The organism is Microbulbifer sp. VAAF005, assembly GCF_030012985.1.
Classification (GTDB): domain Bacteria; phylum Pseudomonadota; class Gammaproteobacteria; order Pseudomonadales; family Cellvibrionaceae; genus Microbulbifer.
In genome coordinates, this window is the sequence record NZ_CP120233.1 from 3,019,839 (window position 1) to 3,042,120 (window position 22,282).

Genomic DNA, 22,282 nt, shown 5'->3' on the forward strand with positions numbered 1-22,282 from the left:
TCTCGTGGGGTAAAGGTAGCCAATGGAAAGAAGAAAATTCCTCAAGATCGCCGGCGTCGGCTCCAGTGGTATTTTGTTGCCGCTACAGGGCATTCAGGTCAGCGCCGAGCAGCTGCTCAATGAGGGCATGCACAGCTCCCATAAAAGACACCTGGCTGATGTAGTCCTGAATACCGCGCGCAAGGCCGGGGCCAGTTATACCGATGTACGTATCGGCCGCTATCTAAACCAGTACGTTATGACCCGCGAAACCAACGTGGAGAATATCGTCAACACAGAATCCCTTGGTGCTGGTATTCGTGTGATCGCCAATGGCACCTGGGGCTTCGCCGCCACCAACGACCTTACAGCGGATGGCGTTGCCCTTGCCGCGCGCCAAGCAGTTGCCGTAGCTAAGGCCAATGCGAAGTACCAAACTGAGCCCGTGCGTTTGGCACCGGTAAAAGGGGTGGGCGAGGTTTCCTGGGAGACACCTATCGAACAAAATGCCCTCCAGGTCCCCATCAGTGAAAAAGTCGATTTCCTGATGGATGTTAACAATGGGGCACTCAAAGCTGGGGCCAACTATATCCGTTCTTCCCTGTATCTGGTCAATGAGCAGAAGTACTTTGCTTCTAGCGACGGCTCCTATATTGACCAGGATGTCCATCGCCTCTGGGCACCTATGCAGGTGACCGCTGTTGATAAGCAGAGCGGTGCTTTCAAGACTCGCAACGGTCTCAGTGATCCAGTGGGAAGAGGCTATGAATACCTGGCCGGTCACGACAAAGACAAGATTCGCGGTCAGACCACGCTCTACAAAGCTTCCTATGATATGGCCGAGGATGCAGTGCTTGCAGCCGAGCAAGCCCAAGCCAAGCTGTCAGCCAAGTCCATCGATCCGGGCAAGTACGATTTGGTACTGGAACCCTCACATCTGTGCCTGACCATCCACGAATCTGTGGGCCATCCTCTTGAGCTGGACCGCGTGCTGGGTTACGAGGCCAACTATGCGGGAACTTCCTTCGCCACCCTGGATAAGTGGCGCAGCGGTAAATTCCAGTACGGCAGCGATAAGGTCACCCTGTTTGCCGACAAGGTGCAACCGGGCTCCCTCGGTGCCGTCGCCTATGACGACGAAGGGGTTAAAACCAAGCGTTGGGACTTGGTGAAAGACGGCATCCTGGTGAACTACCAGGCTACCCGCGATCAGGTGCATATGATCGACCAAAAGGAATCCCACGGCTGCAGCTATGGCGATAGCTGGTCCAGCGTGCAATTCCAGCGCATGCCTAATGTCTCTTTGGCGCCAAGCGAAAAAGAATACTCGGCAAAATCCATGATTCGCGATGTGGAAAAAGGCATCTACATTGTCGGACGCGGTTCTTATTCCATCGACCAGCAGCGCTACAACTTCCAATTCGGCGGGCAGCTGTTCTATGAGATCAAAAACGGCGAGATCGTCGGCCAGGTTGAAGACGTCGCGTACCAGTCCAACACCCAGGAATTCTGGAATTCCTGCTCGGCGATTTGCGACAGCAGTGATTACCGCTTGGGCGGAACCTTCTTCGATGGCAAGGGCCAGCCGAGCCAGGTGAGCGCAGTCTCCCACGGCTGTTCCACCACCCGTTTTGACCAAATTAATGTAATCAATACCAAGCGCAAGATTTCCTGAGCGGCGCACAAGAATAAGTAATTGGAGAAAAGGCAATGGCCATTCTGAGTAGAAGTGAAGCGAAGCGTATTCTCGACAAGGTTTTAAAATACAGCCGCGCCGATGAAGCCAGCGCGCAGCTGGCCGGCAGCGAAACCGGCAATATTCGCTACGCGCGCAACAGCGTTTCCACCAGTGGTATCGTCAATGATATCGAGCTGGCCGTAGAGGCCCGTTTCGGCAAGAAATCCGGTGTGGCCACTATCAATGAATTCAGTGATGCCTCCCTGGAAAAAGTGATGCATCGCGCCGAAGAGTTGGCCAAGCTATCTCCGGAAAACCCGGAAGCCATGCCGATGCTGGGACCGCAGAAATATGTCAGCGTAGACGGCTTCGCCAAGTCCACTGCAGATATCACTCCAGACCAGCGCGCCAAGGCTGCGGCAGATTCCATTATTGCAGCCAAGGAAAAGAAAGTGGTTGCCGCAGGTTACCTGGAAGACCAGCGTTCTTTTGCTGCAGTCGCCACCAGTAAAGGCTTGTTCGGCTACCACGCTTCTACCTCTGCCAATTTCACTGTAACTATGCGCACCGAGAATGGCCTGGGTTCTGGTTGGGCCGAAAGTGACGTTACCGATTTCGGTGCAATGAATACCGGCAGCACCTCCTCTGTCGCCATCGACAAAGCGGTCCTGTCCCAGGAAGCCCGTGCCCTGGAACCGGGCAAGTACACCGTGATCCTGGAGCCCAATGCGGTGTCCGGCCTGGTGGGTTACATGATGAGCGGCTTCGATGCGCGCAGTGCCGACGAGGGCCGCAGCTTTATGAGCAAAAAGGGCGGCGGCAACCGTACCGGCGAGAAGATGTTCGACAAGCGAGTAAATTTCTACTCCGACCCCACCAGCCTCGATGTGCCGGCTCAACCCTGGACCGACGGTGATTTTATGCAGCTGGGACGCACCGAATGGGTGAAAGATGGGGTAGTGAAAAACCTGGCGCGCAGTCGCTACTGGGCCGAGCAAAGCAAAGGCGAAGTGGTCCCTGAGCCCAACAACCTAATTATGGTCGGCGGTGATAAATCCACCGAAGAACTGATCAAAAATACCCGCCGAGGCATTTTAGTAAGTCGCACCTGGTATATCCGTATGGTCGATCCGCAGTCCATGCTCCTGACCGGCCTCACCCGCGACGGCACCTTCTATATCGAAAACGGCAAGATCAAATACCCGGTGAAGAACTTCCGCTTCAACGAGAGCCCGGTAATCATGCTCAACAATATCGAAGATATGGGTGTACCCCAGCGAGTGGGTATGTGGGGCATGTCCGCCATGATTCCCGCGTTGAAAGTGCGCGACTTCACCTTCAGCAGCCTTTCCGACGCCGTATAACAGCCAGCACCCATCGAGGATAACGAAATGGAAAGAAGAAAATTTCTCCAGCTCAGCGGTGCCGGCCTGGGTGTTTCCATGTTGCCGCTGTCCGGCAATCTGGTCGCCGAGAGCAAACTGACGCAAAGCGGTGTTGATCTCTCGGTAAAAAAAGAATTTGCCGATGTCGCCCTGAATACCGCCACTAAACTCGGCGCCACTTATGCCGATGTGCGTATTGGTCGCTACCTGAACCAATATGTGATCACCCGCGAGATGAAAGTGCAGGACGTGGTGAACACCGAATCTATCGGCATGGGGATTCGGGTTATTGCCAACGGCACCTGGGGCTTTGCTGCCACCAATGACCTGACAGCCGATGGCGTCGCTCGCGCCACCCGCCAGGCAGTAGCTACCGCCAAGGCCAACTCCAAGTACCAGCAGGAGCCCGTACAGTTGGCTCCGGTAAAAGGCCACGGCGAGGTGAGCTGGCAGACACCCATCCAGAAAAACGCTATGCAGATCCCCCTGGCCGACAAGGTGGACCTGTTAATGGACGTGAACAAGTCCGCTATGGATGCCGGCGCCAGCTATATCAACTCCATGTTGTACCTGGTGAATGAACAAAAGTATTTTGCCTCTACCGACGGCTCCTATATCGACCAGGACGTTCACCGTTTGTGGGCGCCCTTCTCGGTCACCGCAGTGGACAAGAAAACTGGCGGTTTCCGTACCCGCCAGGGCCTCAGCCAGCCGGTAGGACGCGGCTTTGAATACCTGGATGGCCGCGCCGAAGACAAGATCCAAGCACAGACAGTGCTCTACCGCGACTCCTACGATATGGCCGAAGACGCACGCCTGGCGGCGCAACAAGCCAAGGAAAAGCTTACGGCTAAATCGGTCAAACCGGGCAAGTACGACCTGGTGCTGGACCCAAGCCACCTCTGGCTCACCATCCACGAATCCGTCGGCCACCCACTGGAGCTGGACCGCGTGCTCGGCTACGAGGCCAATTTTGCCGGTACCTCTTTCGCCACTATCGATAAATGGCGCAGCGGCAAATTCCAATACGGCAGCGACAAGGTCAACCTGTTTGCCGATAAGGTACAGCCCGGCTCTCTCGGCGCCGTCGGCTACGACGATGAAGGCGTGAAGACCCGCAACTGGGATCTGGTAAAAGACGGTGTGCTGGTGAACTATCAGGCCACCCGCGACCAGGTACATATGCTGGGGCAAAAGGAATCCCACGGCTGCTGCTACGCCGACAGCTGGTCCAGCGTGCAATTCCAGCGCATGTCCAACGTTTCGCTGTTGCCTGGCAAGGAGGAGCTGAGCGTCGACGATATGATCAAGGATGTGGAGAAAGGCATTTATATTGTGGGTGCCGGTTCCTTCTCCATCGATCAGCAGCGCTACAACTTCCAGTTTGGTGGACAACTGTTCTACGAGATTGAAGACGGCAAGATTACCGGCATGGTGGAGGATGTCGCCTACCAGTCCAACACCCAGGAATTCTGGAATGCCTGTTCGCAGGTCTGCGGCAAAGATGATTATCGTCTGGGTGGTTCCTTCTTTGACGGTAAGGGACAGCCGATGCAAACCAGTGCCGTGTCCCACGGTAGTTCCACAGCACGCTTCGACGGTATCAATGTGATCAATACCAAGCGCAAGCTGGGCTAACCACTGATCCACACGGGAGCTGGCCAGCAAACCAGTCAGCTCCCAGTATTGAAAATAAATGGGTAGAAGGAAATAAGGTGCTCCGTTCGAGACCGTATGAGGCATGGATGCCGATTACGAGCGTACAGGGATGTATTTACAGCGTGTCTCGAACGGAGCACTTTCTTTCCTTTGCTCTCAACAATAAAAACCAACGCAGTAACAGAGTTATCCCGTGTCCCTCACCCGCAAGGCTTTTCTCCAGCGCCTGATCCTGGGTAGCTGCGCCGCAGCGCTGCCGCTGGGCACACGCGCACAAAATACCGCACCGGGTAGTGCACAGGAGCACTACGATTTTTATTTCACCCGCTTGATGTACGAATCCGGTGACTGGGATGTGGATCAGCGCATGCCCTCCAACCTGCTCAATTCTCTGGTGGAGTACACCAATCTCAGGGTTGACCCCAAAGAGCACATAGTGCCGCTGGCCGATAAGAAAATGCTGCTGGCGCCTTTCTGCTACCTGGCCGGACACAAGCTGGTGCAATTCACTACGGAAGAGGCAAAGAATTTTCGCGATTACGTCAATCGCGGTGGCTTTGTATTTGTTGACGACTGCAACCACGATATCGACGGTCTCTTTGCCAAATCCTTCGAAGCGCAAATGGCCGAGCTGTTTGGCGAAGACTGCCTGCAAAAACTCCCGGACAATCACGACCTCTACCGCTGTTTCTTTCAATTCGATGAATTGCCGGTAACCAGCTTTGAATTAAATGGCTGGGGTGATGATCTGGTACACGACTACCTGAAAGCCATTGTTGTAAACGGCCGTATCGCCGTGCTTTACAGCAACAAAGATTTCGGCTGCGAATGGGACTACGACTACCGCAACAAACGCTGGCTCGCCATCGATAACACAAAATTTGCGGTGAACATTGTTATTTACGCACTGACGAGCTGATTATGCTGACCACCCTGGAAAATAGTATCGAAGAACAACTGCACAGCCTCGACAATCTTCAACAGGAAATTGCGCGGGTGATTGTCGGCCAGAAACCTGTGGTGGAACAGATGCTGATCTGCCTGTTGGCCGGCGGCCACGCCCTACTCGAAGGGGTGCCGGGACTGGGTAAAACCCTGCTGGTAAAAACCCTCGCCGATGCCAGTGCGCTGGATTTTAAGCGGGTACAGTTCACCCCGGATTTAATGCCCGGAGATATTCTCGGCAGTGAGATCCTCGAAGAGGATCACAGCACCGGCAAGCGCTTTTTTAAATTCCAGCAGGGCCCGGTTTTCACCAATATCCTGCTCGCCGATGAAATTAACCGCACACCGCCGAAAACCCAGGCAGCCCTATTGGAATCCATGCAGGAAGGCTCGGTAACCGTGGGCGGTAAAACACTGAAATTGCCCGATCCTTATTTCGTACTGGCCACACAAAACCCCATCGAGCAGGCCGGCACCTATCCCCTGCCGGAAGCTCAGCTGGACCGCTTCCTGTTAAATATTCATATCGACTATCCCGATGAGCGGGATGAAGTTGAAATCCTGCGCTCCACCACCGGTGCCAGCAGGGTCAAACCCAGCCCCAGCCTGGATGCAGAGCAATTGCGCGAAATGCAGCAACTGGTGCGGGAAATTCATGTTAGCGACGATTTGTACTGCTACGTGGCGGCACTAGTGCGCGCTACCCGTATGGAAACCAGCGGCAGCGATACCCTGCAACAGTGGATCAAGTGGGGCGCCGGCCCCCGCGCGGGGCAGGCTCTGATTCTCGCCGCCAAGGCCCGCGCCCTTTTGCAACGACGCCTCGCCATCACCCGCGAGGATATCCGCAGCCTGTTACTGCCAGTGCTGCGCCACCGGGTGCTGCTCAGCTTCCAGGCCCAGGCCGATGGCGTGCAGATGCCACAGCTGATTGATGAATTACTGACGGCGGTGCCGGAACCGGGCCGGGACTGATCAGCGTGGAATACCTGTCCCCCAAAACCCTGGCCAGTTGTCGCGATCTGGTATGGCTGTCGCGGCATATCGCCGAGGGCGTAATGCTCGGTGTGCAACACAGCCAGCGCCGTGGCACCGGCCTGGAATTTCACCAATACCGAGGTTATCAAGCGGGTGATTCCATCCGCCATATCGACTGGAAACTGTTCGCCCGCAGCGATCGCTACTATGTGCGCGAGACCGAGCAGGAGAGCCGTATGCACGTGTGCTTTGTACTCGATAGCAGCGCCTCCCTGGGCCAGGCAAGTTTTATCGAGCCCAGCCTGAATAAACTGCATTACGCCAAGTGCTGGATCGCCAGCCTGTGCTGGCTGCTCAACGCCCAGGGAGACAGCTTTTCCCTATTGGCGTTTAACAGTAGCAGAACGGTTTATGTGCCCGAAGGCCAGGGCGAGAGCCACCAGCGTCAAATCGCTCTTCAGCTACAACAACTCGACGCCAGCGGCCACTGGCCAGATCGCGCTCAACTGGCGCCGCTGTGGCAATACTTTGAACGCCCCTGTCAGGTGGTGTTACTGAGTGATTTTTTTCAACAGGGCAATGAGATCGGCGATTTTGCCGCACGCCTGCATGCCGCCGGCCGCCCCTGCCTGCCACTGCAGTTGTTAGTTGAAGCCGAGCAGACTTTTCCTTTTGTCGGAGAGCTAAAGCTGCTCAATCCAGAAGTAAGCGCCGGTACGCCCGCAACTTTAGAAGTAGACGCCGAGCGGCAACGCCAGTCTTACCTGGATACTTTTGCTCAAGCACAGAGCGAGTTAAAAGCACGCTTTGCCGCACAGGAGTGTTCACTGCAGACCGACCTTATCGAGAAGCCTGTGGAAAAGTCACTGCGGCAATTTATTCAGCTGCACGGCAGGTTGTGCTGAGATGTTGTGGATAAATAACTTATTTCAATCCCCACAGTGGCTATGGCTATTCACAGCCCTGATTATCCCTATCGCCATTCATTTGCTGCGCCGAAGTAATCCACAGCAGATCTCCTTTGCTGCGCTGCAATGGGTACAAAGATATTCACAGAGTCGCGCGCGCCGCCCTATTGTGGATAACAAGTGGTTGCTGCTATTGCGCCTGCTAATCGTCGTACTGCTGGCAGGTTTATTGGCACAGCCGCTGATTAAACGGGAAATTTATCCCCAAGAGGGCGTGATACTGGTAGACCCCAGAATTGGGGCGGGCGAAGCGAATACATTTATCCACAATTCACTGCCACAGCTTGTCGGGGAAGGTTATAAAGTACTGTGGTTATCCCCAGAAACACCTTCCGTAACCTCACCCCCACCACAAAATGTGGACCTGTGGAAAACTCTATCAGTACTATCACGCCGGGCGGATTTGCGCAGGGCTCATATCCTGTTGATAAACAACGGGGTTCCAGCATCCCACCAGGCACTAAGAGTCAGTCCCCATTGGCAGTGGCACGGCCTCGACAAAACATCCATAGCTCCGAGCCCGGTATTACCGAGTATCGCTTTAATGGGCAAACCACCCAGCTGGTGGGCGCCAGTGCTGGAAGACTGGCAAAGCAATATGCCGGGACTATCGGTGCATATTCAGGAACAAGAAGAGACACCCAATGCCGAGCAGGCAGATTGGTTGATCTACACGGGCCCCGCTCCCCTGCCACAAGCCGTGCTGGAATTTGTTTCAGATGGCAGCCTGTTAATCACCGACAACAGCATCCCCCCTGCCGATAATCTCAACTTCGTTGCTGTGGATAACAGCCAGTCAGCTCAAGCGGCCTCAGTGGGACGGGGAAGTTGGCTGCGCTACGAAAGTGACTGGTACAGCGAGGCCTTTTATCGCCGCGCAGATTTACCTGAACGTTTATGGCAGCACTGGTCTGGGCAAGACTGGGCTCTGCAACACCAAAATCGTGGCCACTGGTCTGCCAATAAAGTAGTGGCAGACATAGCTGGGGCAGGCCTTCCTGTAGAAGACAGCGAGGTAGAAAACCGCCGTATTGAACAACTGCAACCCTGGTTAATAGCCGCCCTACTGTTACTTCTGGCTTTTGAACGCCTAATTGCCCTATCTCGTCCCCCAGCCATCATGGCAATCGATAGTAATAGGGAGGCCGACCATGCATAAGCACCAGTCCACCCTTAACGCTGTGCGCAGGCGCTGGCAACTGACAGCCCTGTGGCCCTATCTCTGGCTTGCCACTGGCCTCAGCCTTCTGGCGGGCTTGGGCATTTTTGTATTCGGCTGGCCACAGTGGCTATTGCTCGCCTGGCTCGGAATTATTGTTGTAGCAATTCTATTGGATCGCAGCTGGCGCCCAAGCCCTGAAAGCCTATGTCGACAATTGGATGGACAATATCCACAGCTGCAAGACAGCAGCCAGTTGCTTAGCCAACAGAAAACCAACCTAAGTCCATTGCAGCAATTACAGCGCACGCGTATCGAAACAGAGCTGCAACAACTGCTGGAAAGTGGCGACCGGTCGTTTTTCGGTCCAAAAAAACTCCGCAGTACCCTGACAAATGCTTTTGGTGCCTGCCTGGGACTATTGTTATTTGTACTGAGCGATTCTCACTTCACCGGGGATAAAACTGAGACCACGCAACAAAATACGGCTATTCCCGTTGCCGAAAAGCTCGCCATAACCCGCGCGGCAACCCATATCCAGCCGCCCGCCTACACTGGGCTCGCAGCCGACAGCCAATCCCTACAAGTCGATGTGCCGGAGCAGTCTGCGGTCGAGTGGCAACTTGAATTGAATCAACCGGTGCAAGGGCTGGAAATGCTGGCCGAAACTGAGCGCTTCGCCTTTTCTCCACTAGGTGATCTACCCAGTAAAAAATGGCAATTACAACGCACGATCGCTAAGGCAGACTTTTACCAGCTCTCAGTGCAACTCGCGGAGAGCCAAATGCTATTGCCGGAAATCCATAATATTCGGGTGCAAAAAGACAGTGCCCCGGAGTTTACCTTTGAGGCACCCAGCTTGCGCGTCGATACCATTCAAGGGAGTACCCAAGGTATTCCCGTGAAGGTAATAATTAGTGATGATTACCAGGTGAGTTCTGCGGATTTATTGGTCACCCTCGCCAGCGGCACCGGGGAAAATTTACGCTTTCGCGAAGAGCGTATTGCTCTCACCAGTTTGCAACCCACTGCTTTATTAACAAACTCCTCGGAAGATAAGAAAGCAGCTCGCTACGATTTCCTCCTGCCCATTCACCAGTTTTCCATGGAAGCGGGAGATGAACTTTACTGGTATTTGGAGGCCAGGGATAACCGCGAGCCCAGCGCCAACGTTGCCAAGAGCCAACACTTTATCTTGCGCTGGCCGCAAGAAGAGATTTTCGGGCTGAGTGACAGCGAGGGGATGGCGATTAAGATATTACCGGAGTACTTCCGCAGCCAACGCCAGCTGATTATTGACACCGAGGCCCTACTAGCCGAGCGAGAGCAGCTGCATCCACAGGAGTTTCGCAAACGCTCCGAGGGTTTAGCCTATGAACAGAATTTGCTGCGCATGCGCTACGGCCGCTTTCTCGGCGAAGAGGATTCGGAAGCGGAGCATTCTGGAGCAGAAAGCGAGAAGCACGATGATAAAGAGGAGTCCGAACACGGCCATAGCCACGACCATACAGAACAAGGTGAGCACCAGTCACATGGCGAAGAAAATGCCACTCCCTTTGCACAGCGAGACTCCCATTTCCAACAGGCAGAGCGCGTAGCTGCTTCTGCCGGACACCGGCATGACAGCTCAGAGCATGCCACCCTGTTCGACCCCCAAACCAAGGAGCTACTGCGCAACGCTCTGAATGCCATGTGGAGTTCCTGGCGCGACCTGTCGGTTATAGAGCCCCAAGCCTCCCTGCCCCACCAGCACCGGGCTCTGCGCTTTATCAAGGAAGTACAGCAGGCTTCGCGTATTTACTTACAGAGAGTCGGGTTCGAGGCGCCCCCCATAGATGAAAGCCGCCGACTTAGCGGTGAACGGGAAGACGTAGCGCCCGAAACTGTCGACAGTGCCTTTGAACAAAAACAAAGAGCACAGGTGCTCGCCCTAATGGCCCAAGTAGACTCTGGCGCCGAACTCGATACCGATCTGCTGGTGCAGATAAATGAGCTAGCCACAGAGCAATCACTGGATCTCGGCCTGGAGCTATCCAAACAGCTGCGTTTATACCAGCAGCGCCACCAGCAACCGAATTGCATTGATTGCACAAACTCCCTGAATCAGCTGCTCTATCAGCTACTGCCAGCACCGGAATCTGCGCCTTCACTGCCTTTGCAAACAGAGGCCGACGGCCATTTCAGACGTTGGCTACACCAGCAAGGGGGAAATCATTGTGATTGATTTCTTGATACCCGGCCTGTGCCTGTTGGCCTGCTTAGCATCACTCGTACTATTGCACCGCCGAGGTGCCAAGCCGTTCGACTATGGCCTGCAACTGGCGATTTGGTTGAGTGCCTGGATACTTTGGCAGCCGCCGGCAATCATTCCCGTCGAGCGCAATATCTCTATCGACAGCAAACAGCTGGCGAGCTCACAACCAATGAATCTCAATGGTGTGGAAAATATCTCTCTCAATGGGGAGCCACTCGGCCGCGACAAACTGCGGGACCTGGCACCGGTGCGTCTGGAGTTATCGAAGATCCAAGAGTCTGATGGCCGCTGGGAATTGGACTGGCAGCGGCAAATTACCTTGGGTGATTCTTTAAAGTTAAAGGTTCACAACAACCAGCCACTGACTGAAAACGTAAAAATTAGCCTGCTCAATCCCTACGGCCATATTGAAGACAGTCTTGAGCTGAAAGTGGGAGAAACAATTCAGGCACAACTCACTGCCACTCCAAAACTCGCGGGCCCCCAGCTATACCTAGTACGGACGGAAAGCGAAACCGGCGAAACCCATACAGATCCTTTACCCATCCTGGTGCGAGAACCGCTCCAGCCCAAATTGTTACTGTGGCTGGCACGCCCCTCTTTTGAGACAGCCGCCCTCTCCCGCTGGCTGCGTCAATCCGGTGTAGCAGCACAAGTGATGACCCAGTTGGCACCTGAAATTAGTAGAAAAGAGACTCTCAATGGGCTTCCACTTACCGAGTCTGCGGATCTACTCACAAAGGAAAGTCCCTTCGATTTAGTCATTCTCGATAGCAGTTTGTGGCCGCAACTCTCCTCTCAACAAAAACATCAGCTCAGCGAGCTGGCCACCACAAAGTCACTGTTATGGTTAGTCAGTGGCGATAGTTCTGAAGAGTTTCTCCAATACGCTGCAGCCCAATCCATGCCTCTGCAAAAGGGAGAAGATACCCGTTTACACTCCGGCTTTGGCTACCAAAAAGCGGACAATCCAGAGATTCCCCCACTGCGTAATCTTGGCTTCAAAGTCACACAGCTCGGCTCCTACGACTTTTTACTGGGCAATGGAGAATCCCCACTTTTCTGGGGGCGTTCAACTGAGACACAACACCTGGGGTTTATCCTATTTAGTGACAACCATCGCTGGCTAACCAGTGGCTTTACTACTGAATTCGCCAGCCTATGGAAGTCCATTATTGATTACCAACTCAAGCATTTGGGTAGTCAGCAGCCAGTAATCCTCTCCAATGAGTTACCGCGTACACAAGAACGCATCACCCTATGCAGCCCACTTTTTTCTGATCAGAGTCCATTCTTATCAGAGTTTCAAGATAGCTCCCGCTTTACCAAAGGAATCGCCGCAAGCAGAAGTTCCCAGGGGCAGTGCTACAGCTTCTGGCCCCAAAATTCAGGTTGGCACCAGCTTTGGACTGAATTGGAAGGGGAGTCGGTACTAGACTTCTATATCTTTGCCAAAGAGGACTGGCCTCTATGGCAGCAGTCCCTGAATGCCAGGGAAACCCAACTAATGGCTGCCGCACGTTTGGGGCCAGAAGCAAATAATCACGCAAACAGGGTTTTGTTGGGGCGCCAATGGCCGGCCCTTATATTGCTGTTACTAGTGTGTATAAGCTGGTGGCGGGAACGCAGGCTTTTGAATAGATCACGACCCTGAGGGCTTCGCCGTAGGTTTATTTCCCGGCTTAGCCTCTTGCTTGGGAAATATCATCTGGTCGACGGGATACCCCAAAGCTTTGGCCTTCTGTAAAAACTGCTCCAACACATCCTTGGGCATGGTTGGGGTGCGGGACAATATCCACAGATAGGATTTATCGTAGCCAGATACCATCGCGTATTGGTAGTCATCCGATAGAGCAATCACGATATAGGATGAGTAAAAGGGGCCAAGAAAAGAGACTTTCAAATGGCCCACATTTTTCGGGCCGACAAACTCGGCCCTCCCCTCCGCCATTTGCCAGGCATCGCGCACTTTTGAATAGCCGGTATTGATCACCGCGACAGAACCATCATGGTTGAGACTGTAGTCGGCAGTTACCTGGGTCAGGCCGCGCTCGAATGAGTGATCCAATCGAGCAATCTCATACCAGTGACCTAAATATCGCTGTAGCTGGAAGTTTTGGACAGGCTCAACCCCCTCCGGCACCCGTGTACAGGCACCCAGCCAGAAAAAGGAAAGCAGTAATACACCCAGTGAAAACAGCTTCATCTAGCCACTCCTAGCAAGCTCCCCCTCAAGTCAGAATAGAAGGCAGGGGTTTCACAAGATCAGGATAGTTTCGGGAATCTGTATTTCACCCATAAAAAAACCACCGCGAGGGTGGTTTTTTTATCGCTGGACTGACCAACTTATTTTTCGACGAAAGCGCGCTCAATCACATACTCGTGAGGTACACCTGCGCGGGTCTCCTTGAATCCCCAGTCATCGAGGATATTGGTGAGATCCTTCAGCATTGCCGGGCTGCCGCACAGCATAAAGCGATCTTCCTCAACACTCGGCTTGGGCACACCCAGATCGGTGAAAAGCTTTCCGGACAACATGAGATCAGTCAGGCGGCCAGTATTGCGATAGGGCTCACGGGTCACGGTTGGGTAGTAGAGCAGTTGCTCGCGTACCATCTCGCCAAAGTACTCGTGTTCCGGCAGTTCGTTCTCGATCTGCTCCTGGTAAGCCAGCTCAGAAACATAGCGAACACCGTGAGTAAGGATTACCTGGTCAAAACGCTCGTAGACCGTGGGATCTTTGATGATGCTCATGAAAGGTGCCAAGCCAGTACCCGTGGACAGCAACCAAAGGCGCTTGCCCGGCAGCAGGTGATCCGCCACCAGAGTACCAGTGGGTTTTTGGCTCACGTAGATCTCATCGCCCGGCACAATCTTCTGCAGGCGGGAGGTCAGGGGGCCATCGGGAACCTTGATACTGAAGAATTCCAACTCGTCTTCGTAGTTGGCACTGGCAATAGAGTAGGCGCGCAGCAGTGGACGGCCATTGTCCTGCTGCAAACCGATCATCGTGAAATGTCCGTTCTCAAAGCGAAAACCCGAATCCCGGGTGGTCTTGAAGCTAAACAGTGTGTCGTTCCAGTGATGGACTTCCAACACCTTCTCTATATTCAATTTGGACATAAACTTAAAACCGGTTATTCCACGAGTCTCTTGATAGTTGAATTTTAGCCCTAGAAGATCTATTGGCAAAGTGGGATATTTCGATATTCCTTATCTATTTTAACGATCAACTGGAGATATCCCCTTGCGCTACACGCTCCGCCAGTTAGAGGTGTTCCTTGCCTGTGCCCATCACGAGAATGTCAGTCGTGCTGCGGAGAGCCTGAGTATGTCCCAGTCCGCAGCCTCCACAGCGCTGAAAGAGTTTGAGCAGCAGTTTGAGTTGCGCCTGTTCGAGCGCACCGGTAAGCGATTGCGTCTCAATGAACTGGGACGGCAATTGTGGCCAAGGGCGGAAGAACTCCTGGAGCGAGCCCAGGAACTTGAGCAGACACTGGCCACTCACCGGGAACTGGGAAGCCTGAAGATCGGAGCCACCCTGACCATTGGCAACTACCTGACTGCCAGCGTGATGGCTCGTTATATGGAAGAGCAGCCCGGTACTCAAGTACAACTGGAAGTTGCCAATACCGCAGCGATTGCCGAGAGGGTGCTCAATTTTGAATTGGACCTGGGATTAATTGAAGGAGAGATCAATCACCCGGATCTGGAAATCATCCCCTGGCGCCATGATGAGCTGGTTGTTTTCTGTGCACCAAATCACCCTTTGGCAGGCCGCAGGCGCCTCGCCGATAAAGACCTGATCGGTGCGACCTGGATCACCCGGGAATCGGGCTCTGGAACGCGACAGACTTTTGAGAGAGCCATGGCAGGGCTATTGCCACAACTACATATCCTATTGGAATTGCAACATACAGAAGCGATCAAGCGAGCCGTAGAAGCGGGGCTAGGTATCAGCTGCCTTTCCCGTGTTTCATTAACTGATGCTTTAAAGCGCGGCTCGCTTATTGAGCTACCCGTACCACATAGAGACTTTCATCGAGAGTTCTATTTTGTCCTGCATCGACAAAAATACAGAAGCGCCGGAATTAAGCGATGGATGGAATTATGTGACTCAGCAGGATAAAAAAAGATTAATTATTTGAGAAAATTTGTATTTAAATCATAGAGTTATCTAGCTTGCTTAAAATCAGTAGAATTACACCATTTCAGCCTATAAGCCATATGGGCTAACCCTGAATTTTGCATATGAAGAGTTCTCATCCATGTCCATCATCAATTCAAGATCTACTACCCATCTATTTATTTTGGTAAATTACGCAACCTAAGACGACCTCCCCAACTTATAGTTTTATCTATGATTATTTAAGTGGTCTGCTCCTTACTTACAAAGAGATTATATGAAGATTAAAGGAATTTTATTGTTTGGTGCTGTTTTCAGCCTCTCACTACCCGCTTACGGAAATGGCCTGATTTCCATCAATAAAAAAGCCGAATATCACGACGAAGAATTAATTGCATCCAATATAGTTAAAGAGTGTAATAACCTTGGTTATCAATTTTCTAGCTCAGCCAAGAAATTTCTTGGTAAGCATGGATTTGCCAGTTCACTAGACCCAGAGTTGGATATTCAATCAGAGGGATACAGTCTTAAATTAACAATTCTCAATGCATATAGCGGAAGATATATTTCAGGTAGCCATCAAAAATCAGTCTCAATTGAGGCTGAACTCTACAAAAACGGCGACTTGATAGATACTCTCAAGACCACCAGAAATTCAAGTGGAGGTTTATTTTATAAATTCAAAAGCTCCTGCAGTGTTCTCGAACGTTGTGTTCACACCCTTGGTAATGACGTAGCCAAGTGGATCTCTAGAAACCATAAAATTTAGCTTCACCCCAATAAGGAAATTTCATGAATTATATTATTAAATCTATATCTATTGCAGCCTTTGCATTAATAGTATCTGGCTGTACAAGTAATCCGGTTATGAATATTGAAAGTAGACTAATTCCCGATCGTCTTGACGGATCAGCTCAAACTCAAGATTCAATTAAAACATCAATTATTGCAGGGTGTATCGCGAGAAACTGGACTTGTCAACAAGTTGCTCCTGGGAAAATATTAGCCACCATTAACGTTCGCAAGCATCATGCTGAAGCAGATATTATATATAACCTTAATAGTTATAGTATCACCTATAAAGACAGCGATATGCTTGACTATAGTGAAAAATATTACACCATTCACAGAAACTACAATCGCTGGGTTAGAAATTTGAATGACGCAATTATAAAAGAACTGTCCATTTGATAGTTTTTATATCCCCAGTAGCTGTGACTACTGGGGAGCTATCTTAACTGAAAATCAGATTTTCATGCCCAAATTAATAACAAACGGAACATCTATTCCATCATTGTCACTGAACAGGTTGGCGTTGGAGAAGTGTTTCCAGGAAACCATTAGCACCAGATCTTCTTTCCCTCTCCAGTTAATTCGCGCAGCATATCCAACCTGTGCCTGGAAAGAAAAGTTATTATCCTGACGACGGTTTCCCAATTGGTTGCTGGAAATATAGCTAGGACCCAACGCTCTAACAAAGAAATAAGGTTGCCCCCAACTTCTTTGCCTGGGATATAGATTTAATTGAGGATAGATGGAAAACGCTCTTATACGTTTATTTTCATCAGCATCAGTAGTTAGCTCAGTATAGCTAACACCTATATCAATATGCTGACGGTAACTCTTTTTAAATGTTTTAAAGGAGTAATCTATCCCGTAGGTTTTATTATTCTGACTTGAATCAGGTTGCGGGCCACCGCCAAAACTCACTAAGAGTTCATCAGCAGTAACTGGCTGAGCCAAAAGAATTGTCGAAACTACAGCCAGTACCCACTTCATATGCTATCCCTAGATTAAAGCTCTCTGAGAGGAAAATTAAATACGTCTTTTAAATATTAAAGACGTATTGATTCCGCCAAAGGCAAAATTATTACTCATCACATACTCAGTATCGATGTGCTTTCCACTGCCTTGGATATAATCCAACTCCGCACAGTCAGAATCAACCTCTGCCAAATTAATCGTGGGATGGAACCAACCGTTACGCATCATCTGAATGCTTGCCCAAGCCTCCAATGCGCCACAGGCACCCAGCGTATGACCGGTATAGCTCTTAAGTGAGCTTATGGGTACTGCACGCCCAAATGCATTACGGGTTGCGTGGCTTTCTGCAATATCACCTCGATCTGTAGCTGTGCCATGCGCACTGACATAACCTATTTCGCTAGTCTCTACCCCAGCCTGTGCTATTGCCTGCTGCAATGCCACCTGCATAGTTGCCGATTGAGGTTGGGTGACGTGGCTGCCATCAGAGTTGGTTCCAAACCCTGCGACCTCTGCATAAACCCTGGCTCCACGGGCAATCGCGTGTTCATATTCTTCCAAGATAAGTGTACCGGCGCCCTCGCCGATAACTAATCCATCCCGGTTGCGATCGAAGGGACGTGGAGACAATTCAGGGGTATCGTTCTTTGTTGAAGTCGCATATAAGGTGTCAAAGACCGCAGCCTCGGTTGCACACAGCTCCTCTGCACCACCGGCCACCATAATGGTTTGGCTACCATTGCGAATTGCCTCATAGGCATACCCAATCCCCTGGCTTCCAGAGGTACAAGCGGAGCTTGTGGTATAAACCCGTCCACACAAGCCGAAAAATACCCCGATATTGACCGCCGCCGTATGGGACATCATTTTTATATAACTGGTCGCATTAAGGCCGTCGGTGCGGTGATTTATCAACATATTGCCGAAATCAGCCACTGCTGACGGAGTGCCTGCTGACGAGCCATAGGAGACTCCGACAGCACCACTTTTGAGAATGGGGTCATCCAACAATCCCGCATCCTCAAGCGCAATTTCACTGGCGCGAACCGCCATTAATGAAACGCGCCCCATGCTACGCACACGTTTACGGTTGTAGTGAGCCGGTTTTTCGAAATCCTTTACCGGCGCGCCCAGTCGGGTTTCAAGCCCCTCATACTTATCCCAGTCTTCCATGTAGGAAATGCCTGAAAGACCGCTCTGTAAAGCCTGACTAACCGAGTCCCAACCCTGGCCGATAGGGGATATTCCGGCCATTCCTGTAACAACCACGCGCTTCATTAGCAGAGACCACCATTTACTGAGATAACTTGACGGGTGATGTAAGCAGCACGTTCGTGCATCAGGAACGCTACAGTTGCCGCCACTTCTTCTGGTTTACCCATTCTGCGGGCAGGCACCATTTTTAAAATTTCTTCAACGGGCAAGTCTTCATCCAACATATCGGTGTCAATGAGGCCCGGAGCAACACAATTCACGGTAATCTTTCGCTTGGCTAACTCCAACGCCAATGCCTTACTCGCACCGATCAAACCCGCTTTGGATGCGGAGTAATTTACCTGGCCGCGATTTCCAGCAATGCCGGATACAGAAGTCATCACGACAATACGGCCGGGCGCACGGCGCCTGACCATAGGCATGGTTAAGGGGTGTAAAACATTGTAAAAACCATCCAGATTGGTGTGTACAACAGAATCCCAATCTTCAGCAGGCATCGCAGGGAAAGCATTGTCGGCAGTAACACCAGCATTGCACACAATGCCGTAGTAACAGCCATTACTCTCGACATCTTCCAATAAGACATCCCGTGCTTGCTCCCGGTCGGCAATATCAAACTGCAAAATTCTGCTTTTTCGCCCTAACTTAGCAATCTCTTCTGCTGTTTCCTCTGCTTGATCACGGCGGCTGCGGCAATGTAAAACAATATCGTAGCCATCTTCAGCTAACTGAAGTGCAATCGCCCGGCCAATACCACGACTGGAACCGGTAACTAAAACCCACTCTGACATTTAGTTTCTTTCCTTCAAATACTGTTCTACGTTATCCGGCTGATAAACATTAAGCCGTGCGCTCTGCTCGATAGATGAGCCGGTTATCACACACTCAAATGTCGCCATGCCATTTTCAGCCTGGAGAATGCGCTGGACATCAATTGTTAATTCTTCACCGCAGCGATAACTCTCGATATTTGACAGGAACTTGCGAGTACCCAGTAAAAAACCCAGGCGAACGTCTTTACCCTGTTCTTTTGCATGATATCCGGAGAAAGCTGCGATGGATTGGGCCATATATTCAATACCCACGTAAGCGGGAACACGACCGTTGCGGGAAAATATTCCATCATCACGAACTCGCAACTTTGCCTGTAGCTGCTCCTCGCCTACAGAGATCACTGCATCGAGGAGTGACATATTTCCACTGTGTGGAACCAGTTCTTCAGCAGTATATTTGTGCATCTATTTTACCTCTGACTGCCCAAGATTACCGAGCAATTACTCCCACCAAAGGCAAAAGAGTTACTCATTACATAGCGCAATTTTCCAGGAGCCTCGTGGCCTTGATACAGGTTCAGTCGCACTATCTCCGGGTCATAGTGGCCATCATACTGATGGCGGGGAAGTTGATCATATTGTAAGGCAAGCCAACAAAAAGCCGCTTCAAGAGCGCCTGCAGCACCCAGCGTGTGCCCAGTAAAAGGTTTTGTGGAAGAACACGGTAGTTGGCTTCCAAACACTCTTTCAACGGCTAGAGCCTCCATAGAGTCGTTATGTGGCGTTCCCGTACCATGAAGATTCAGATAATCAATGTCGGCGGTATCCAAGCCAGCATTCTCCAGAGCCCCGCGCATACAGGCTTCCGCACCACGTCCTTCTGGGTCTGGGGCCGACATATGGTGGGCATCAGACGTGGCAGCAACACCGGATAGAACCACAGGACCAGGCTCTTTGCTCAGCACAAACATTGCTCCAGCTTCACCGAGGTTAATACCATCCCGATTAACGCTGAAAGGATTGGTCTGGCCGGCACTAAGTGCCCCCAGGCTATGAAACCCCCGGACTGTCATGCCACAGAGGGAGTCCACACCGCCAACAACAACGGCGTCACAAGTACCGGTTGAGATAAGGCGCCGGGCACTGGCAAAAGCATTGGCACTGGACGAGCAAGCTGTGGAGACGGTGAGCTGAACGCCTTGGATTCCCAGGTACTTCGCAACAAAGGTACTCAAACCAGCCATTTGCTGTTGAAGCCGATAATTATATCCGGTCTCTTTCTCACCACTTAAGTAGGCCTCACCTGAGTCTATTCCCGAGGTTGAGGTTCCCATCACAACGCCAATTCGGCCCGCACCATGTTTTTCTATTAGTTCAGCGACTGCACTTTCAATTTGAGTCAGCACAGCCATAGCCAGCTGGTTATTGCGGCAGTGGTAATCTTGCAACGAACTCGGTAAATCAGGCAGCTTCCCCTGCACAATACCCAGATTCCCTCTGTATTGTGGCAAATAGGTTTCATCGACCTGCATATGAGAACTCTCATCACCGAACAAGGAATTAGCTACTGCCTCAGCAGTATTTCCCAGGGTGCAGATGATCCCCATATGATTAAGATAGAAATTTTTCATACTTAGAAATTCCTAATGCTTAACCTATAACCCAGTAGTTTGTGCTCCAGCTCAATTTGGGCCTTCCAAATATCTTTACTGCTATAGCGAGCCACTGAATTCACTTCACCATTGCGTGAGAGTTTTCGCGTGTAAATTCCCTCGACAATAGCCTCGTCCAAATTCCAGCCTATGGGCAATACTTCACGAAGCTGGGCAATTGGCCAGTATACAAACTGGATATCTGCCAGCAATTTCTCTGGTGGCACTCTCTCTGCTCTACTCATGTGGTAATGGGTGCTGACCTCATTACCATCGTATGTAACATCCAGCAGGCTTATCCCTTCAGGGCTGAGAAGAGATATCTTTAAACTCTCCATAGTGTGGAAAGTAGCCGCCATCAATTCATACTCATCGCCTTGATAGATAATGCGTAAATGTTGATTGAGCTGGCGCGGTCCCTCGCTCAATAGTGGAGCCAAAGGCCAACTTTGCAGCTCTTCTTTCCTCCCCCTGTGGACATACATCCCACCAGGGCAAGAAAGCTCAAAAACAGTATTACTTGGCGGAACATATTTCTACCAGTGTATTCAATCGACGCTCAGCGGCGGCAACAAACGGATTTTTTATCCCATGCATAACCAGCCAAGATTGAGCAAATCATGCCTTTTATTTCTTTTTGATCGGTTTGATAAAAAATTACATCCTGGAAACGACCGTCATACCAAGCTTTGACATAGGTTTTAAAAACTTCCACACCGTGCTTCAGGGGTTCAACAAACTCTTCATCCCAATCAACCGCCTCCCCTGAGAGCTGGCGATGCAGGCACTCAACTGCTAACTCAGAGGATTTCATTGCAATGGTAACACCGGATGAAAATACCGGGTCTAGAAATTCACCGGCATTCCCCAAAAGCGCAAAACCAGGGCCAGCCAGTTTGGTCACATCACTGGAATATCCGCGAATACGTTGTATTTCCGTATCGAATTTGGCATTGCGCAGAGTTTTTGACAACTCGGGAGCGGAGGCAATAGCCCCTTTCAATATCTGTTCCGGATCCTGCCCCCAGGTCGAAATCTTTTCTTTCTCACCTACAACCCCAATAGAAGCTCTTCCATCTGCAAAGGGAATCAACCAATACCAAATATCCCGCTCACTGGGATGCACAGTGATTAAGATTTTATCCCGGTCAAAATGGCTATCATCAATATTGTCTTCAACATGTGTAAATACGGATTCTCGAACAGGAAACTCTGACGGACGATCGAGATCAAGTAATCGCGGTAAAACTCTGCCAAAGCCACTGGCATCCAATACAAAGCGCGCCTGGAAAACCAGGTTTTCGCCATCATTCTCGGCAATTAACTTTGCGTTATTCTCAGCAATATCAACTGACACTACAGAATGGCGATAATAGACCTTAACACCCTGGCGCTCTGCTTCATCAGCCAGGATTTTATCAAACTTAGCTCGCTGTACCTGGAAGGTAGTGCCATGCCCAGGGGAGAACTTCTCCCGAAAATCAAATGATGTACGAGCACCATCCCACTCAAAAGCAGCACCATTTTTATATTGAAAGCCCGCTGATTTCACAGCTTCTAACATATCTGCTTTTTCAAGATACTCGATACATTGAGCCAGTAGGCTTTCACCAATAGAAAAGCGAGGAAATTCTTCCCGCTCAACTATCGAAACTTGCCAACCTTTTTTAGCCAATAACGCACCTGCGATAGCTCCGGCAGGACCGGCACCAATAATAACAACGTCAGACTTAATTTCTTTCATTGG

The 22,282-nt window shown here is 51.1% G+C and carries 21 protein-coding genes; 12 read left to right on the forward strand and 9 right to left on the reverse strand.

All coding sequences use genetic code 11. The annotated features are described in order from the left end of the window. Window positions 1–22 precede the first annotated feature (22 nt). The 9 genes from P0078_RS13385 (at window position 23) to P0078_RS13425 (ending at window position 12,659) form a co-directional block, all read left to right on the forward strand. Complete coding sequence (locus P0078_RS13385; protein ID WP_282930456.1) at window positions 23–1,654, forward strand: TldD/PmbA family protein; 1,632 nt, start codon at window positions 23–25, stop codon at window positions 1,652–1,654. 35 nt (window positions 1,655–1,689) lie between these two features. Next, window positions 1,690–3,021: a TldD/PmbA family protein gene (locus P0078_RS13390; protein ID WP_282930457.1), complete on the forward strand. Its 1,332-nt coding sequence runs from the start codon at window positions 1,690–1,692 to the stop codon at window positions 3,019–3,021. Window positions 3,022–3,048: 27 nt separating this feature from the next. Further along, the gene (locus P0078_RS13395; RefSeq protein WP_282930458.1) at window positions 3,049–4,680 is read left to right on the forward strand and encodes a TldD/PmbA family protein; all 1,632 of its coding nucleotides are present in this window, start codon (window positions 3,049–3,051) and stop codon (window positions 4,678–4,680) included. Window positions 4,681–4,894: 214 nt separating this feature from the next. Continuing rightward, window positions 4,895–5,620, forward strand: a complete 726-nt coding sequence (locus P0078_RS13400; RefSeq protein WP_282930459.1) for a DUF4159 domain-containing protein — start codon at window positions 4,895–4,897, stop codon at window positions 5,618–5,620. Between the two features lie 2 nt (window positions 5,621–5,622). Next, window positions 5,623–6,621: an AAA family ATPase gene (locus P0078_RS13405; protein WP_282930460.1), complete on the forward strand. Its 999-nt coding sequence runs from the start codon at window positions 5,623–5,625 to the stop codon at window positions 6,619–6,621. Window positions 6,622–6,626: 5 nt separating this feature from the next. Further along, window positions 6,627–7,529: a DUF58 domain-containing protein gene (locus P0078_RS13410; protein WP_282930461.1), complete on the forward strand. Its 903-nt coding sequence runs from the start codon at window positions 6,627–6,629 to the stop codon at window positions 7,527–7,529. A 1-nt stretch (window position 7,530) separates the two neighbouring features. Next, complete coding sequence (locus P0078_RS13415; RefSeq protein WP_282930462.1) at window positions 7,531–8,751, forward strand: BatA domain-containing protein; 1,221 nt, start codon at window positions 7,531–7,533, stop codon at window positions 8,749–8,751. Then, a complete protein-coding gene (locus P0078_RS13420; RefSeq protein ID WP_282930463.1) occupies window positions 8,744–10,975 on the forward strand; it encodes a hypothetical protein in 2,232 nt (743 codons plus the stop codon). The genes P0078_RS13415 and P0078_RS13420 overlap by 8 nt, the downstream gene beginning before the upstream one ends. Then, the gene (locus P0078_RS13425; RefSeq protein WP_282930464.1) at window positions 10,968–12,659 is read left to right on the forward strand and encodes a hypothetical protein; all 1,692 of its coding nucleotides are present in this window, start codon (window positions 10,968–10,970) and stop codon (window positions 12,657–12,659) included. The genes P0078_RS13420 and P0078_RS13425 overlap by 8 nt, the downstream gene beginning before the upstream one ends. Here the strand turns inward: P0078_RS13425 and P0078_RS13430 are convergent. Together P0078_RS13430 and P0078_RS13435 are read right to left on the reverse strand one after the other, a co-directional pair. Then, window positions 12,648–13,211, reverse strand: a complete 564-nt coding sequence (locus tag P0078_RS13430; RefSeq protein ID WP_282930465.1) for a lipocalin family protein — start codon at window positions 13,209–13,211, stop codon at window positions 12,648–12,650. The two genes, P0078_RS13425 and P0078_RS13430, sit on opposite strands and share 12 nt — an antisense overlap. A 140-nt stretch (window positions 13,212–13,351) precedes the next feature. Further along, a complete protein-coding gene (locus P0078_RS13435) occupies window positions 13,352–14,128 on the reverse strand; it encodes a ferredoxin--NADP reductase (RefSeq protein ID WP_282930466.1) in 777 nt (258 codons plus the stop codon). A 124-nt stretch (window positions 14,129–14,252) separates the two neighbouring features. Here P0078_RS13435 and P0078_RS13440 point away from each other — a divergent pair, with 124 nt between their 5' ends. The 3 genes from P0078_RS13440 (at window position 14,253) to P0078_RS13450 (ending at window position 16,322) form a co-directional block, all read left to right on the forward strand. Further along, complete coding sequence (locus P0078_RS13440) at window positions 14,253–15,134, forward strand: LysR family transcriptional regulator (RefSeq protein WP_282930467.1); 882 nt, start codon at window positions 14,253–14,255, stop codon at window positions 15,132–15,134. 274 nt (window positions 15,135–15,408) lie between these two features. Further along, complete coding sequence (locus P0078_RS13445) at window positions 15,409–15,900, forward strand: hypothetical protein (protein ID WP_282930468.1); 492 nt, start codon at window positions 15,409–15,411, stop codon at window positions 15,898–15,900. A 23-nt stretch (window positions 15,901–15,923) separates the two neighbouring features. Continuing rightward, entirely contained in the window at window positions 15,924–16,322 is a 399-nt protein-coding gene (locus P0078_RS13450) for a hypothetical protein (RefSeq protein ID WP_282930469.1), read from the forward strand. A gap of 54 nt (window positions 16,323–16,376) precedes the next feature. On the opposite strand, the gene P0078_RS13455 is transcribed toward P0078_RS13450, so the two are convergent. The 7 genes from P0078_RS13455 to P0078_RS13485 form a co-directional block, all read right to left on the reverse strand. Further along, complete coding sequence (locus P0078_RS13455) at window positions 16,377–16,910, reverse strand: acyloxyacyl hydrolase (protein WP_282930470.1); 534 nt, start codon at window positions 16,908–16,910, stop codon at window positions 16,377–16,379. A gap of 36 nt (window positions 16,911–16,946) precedes the next feature. Beyond that, window positions 16,947–18,173 (reverse strand): beta-ketoacyl-ACP synthase, encoded by a 1,227-nt coding sequence (locus tag P0078_RS13460; protein WP_282930471.1) that lies wholly within the window; start codon window positions 18,171–18,173, stop codon window positions 16,947–16,949. Then, entirely contained in the window at window positions 18,173–18,901 is a 729-nt protein-coding gene (fabG, locus tag P0078_RS13465; protein ID WP_282930472.1) for a 3-oxoacyl-ACP reductase FabG, read from the reverse strand. The genes P0078_RS13460 and fabG overlap by 1 nt, the downstream gene beginning before the upstream one ends. Then, on the reverse strand, window positions 18,902–19,348 hold the full coding sequence (locus tag P0078_RS13470; RefSeq protein ID WP_282930473.1) for a hotdog family protein: 447 nt from the start codon (window positions 19,346–19,348) through the stop codon (window positions 18,902–18,904). Between the two features lie 5 nt (window positions 19,349–19,353). Then, window positions 19,354–20,514 carry a beta-ketoacyl-ACP synthase gene (locus tag P0078_RS13475; protein WP_282930474.1) on the reverse strand — a complete coding sequence of 387 codons (1,161 nt, stop codon included), beginning with the start codon at window positions 20,512–20,514 and terminating at the stop codon, window positions 19,354–19,356. A 2-nt stretch (window positions 20,515–20,516) separates the two neighbouring features. Next, on the reverse strand, window positions 20,517–20,963 hold the full coding sequence (locus tag P0078_RS13480; RefSeq protein ID WP_282930475.1) for a DUF3261 domain-containing protein: 447 nt from the start codon (window positions 20,961–20,963) through the stop codon (window positions 20,517–20,519). 131 nt (window positions 20,964–21,094) lie between these two features. Next, window positions 21,095–22,279 carry an NAD(P)/FAD-dependent oxidoreductase gene (locus P0078_RS13485; protein WP_282930476.1) on the reverse strand — a complete coding sequence of 395 codons (1,185 nt, stop codon included), beginning with the start codon at window positions 22,277–22,279 and terminating at the stop codon, window positions 21,095–21,097. Between the last annotated feature and the right edge of the window lie 3 nt (window positions 22,280–22,282).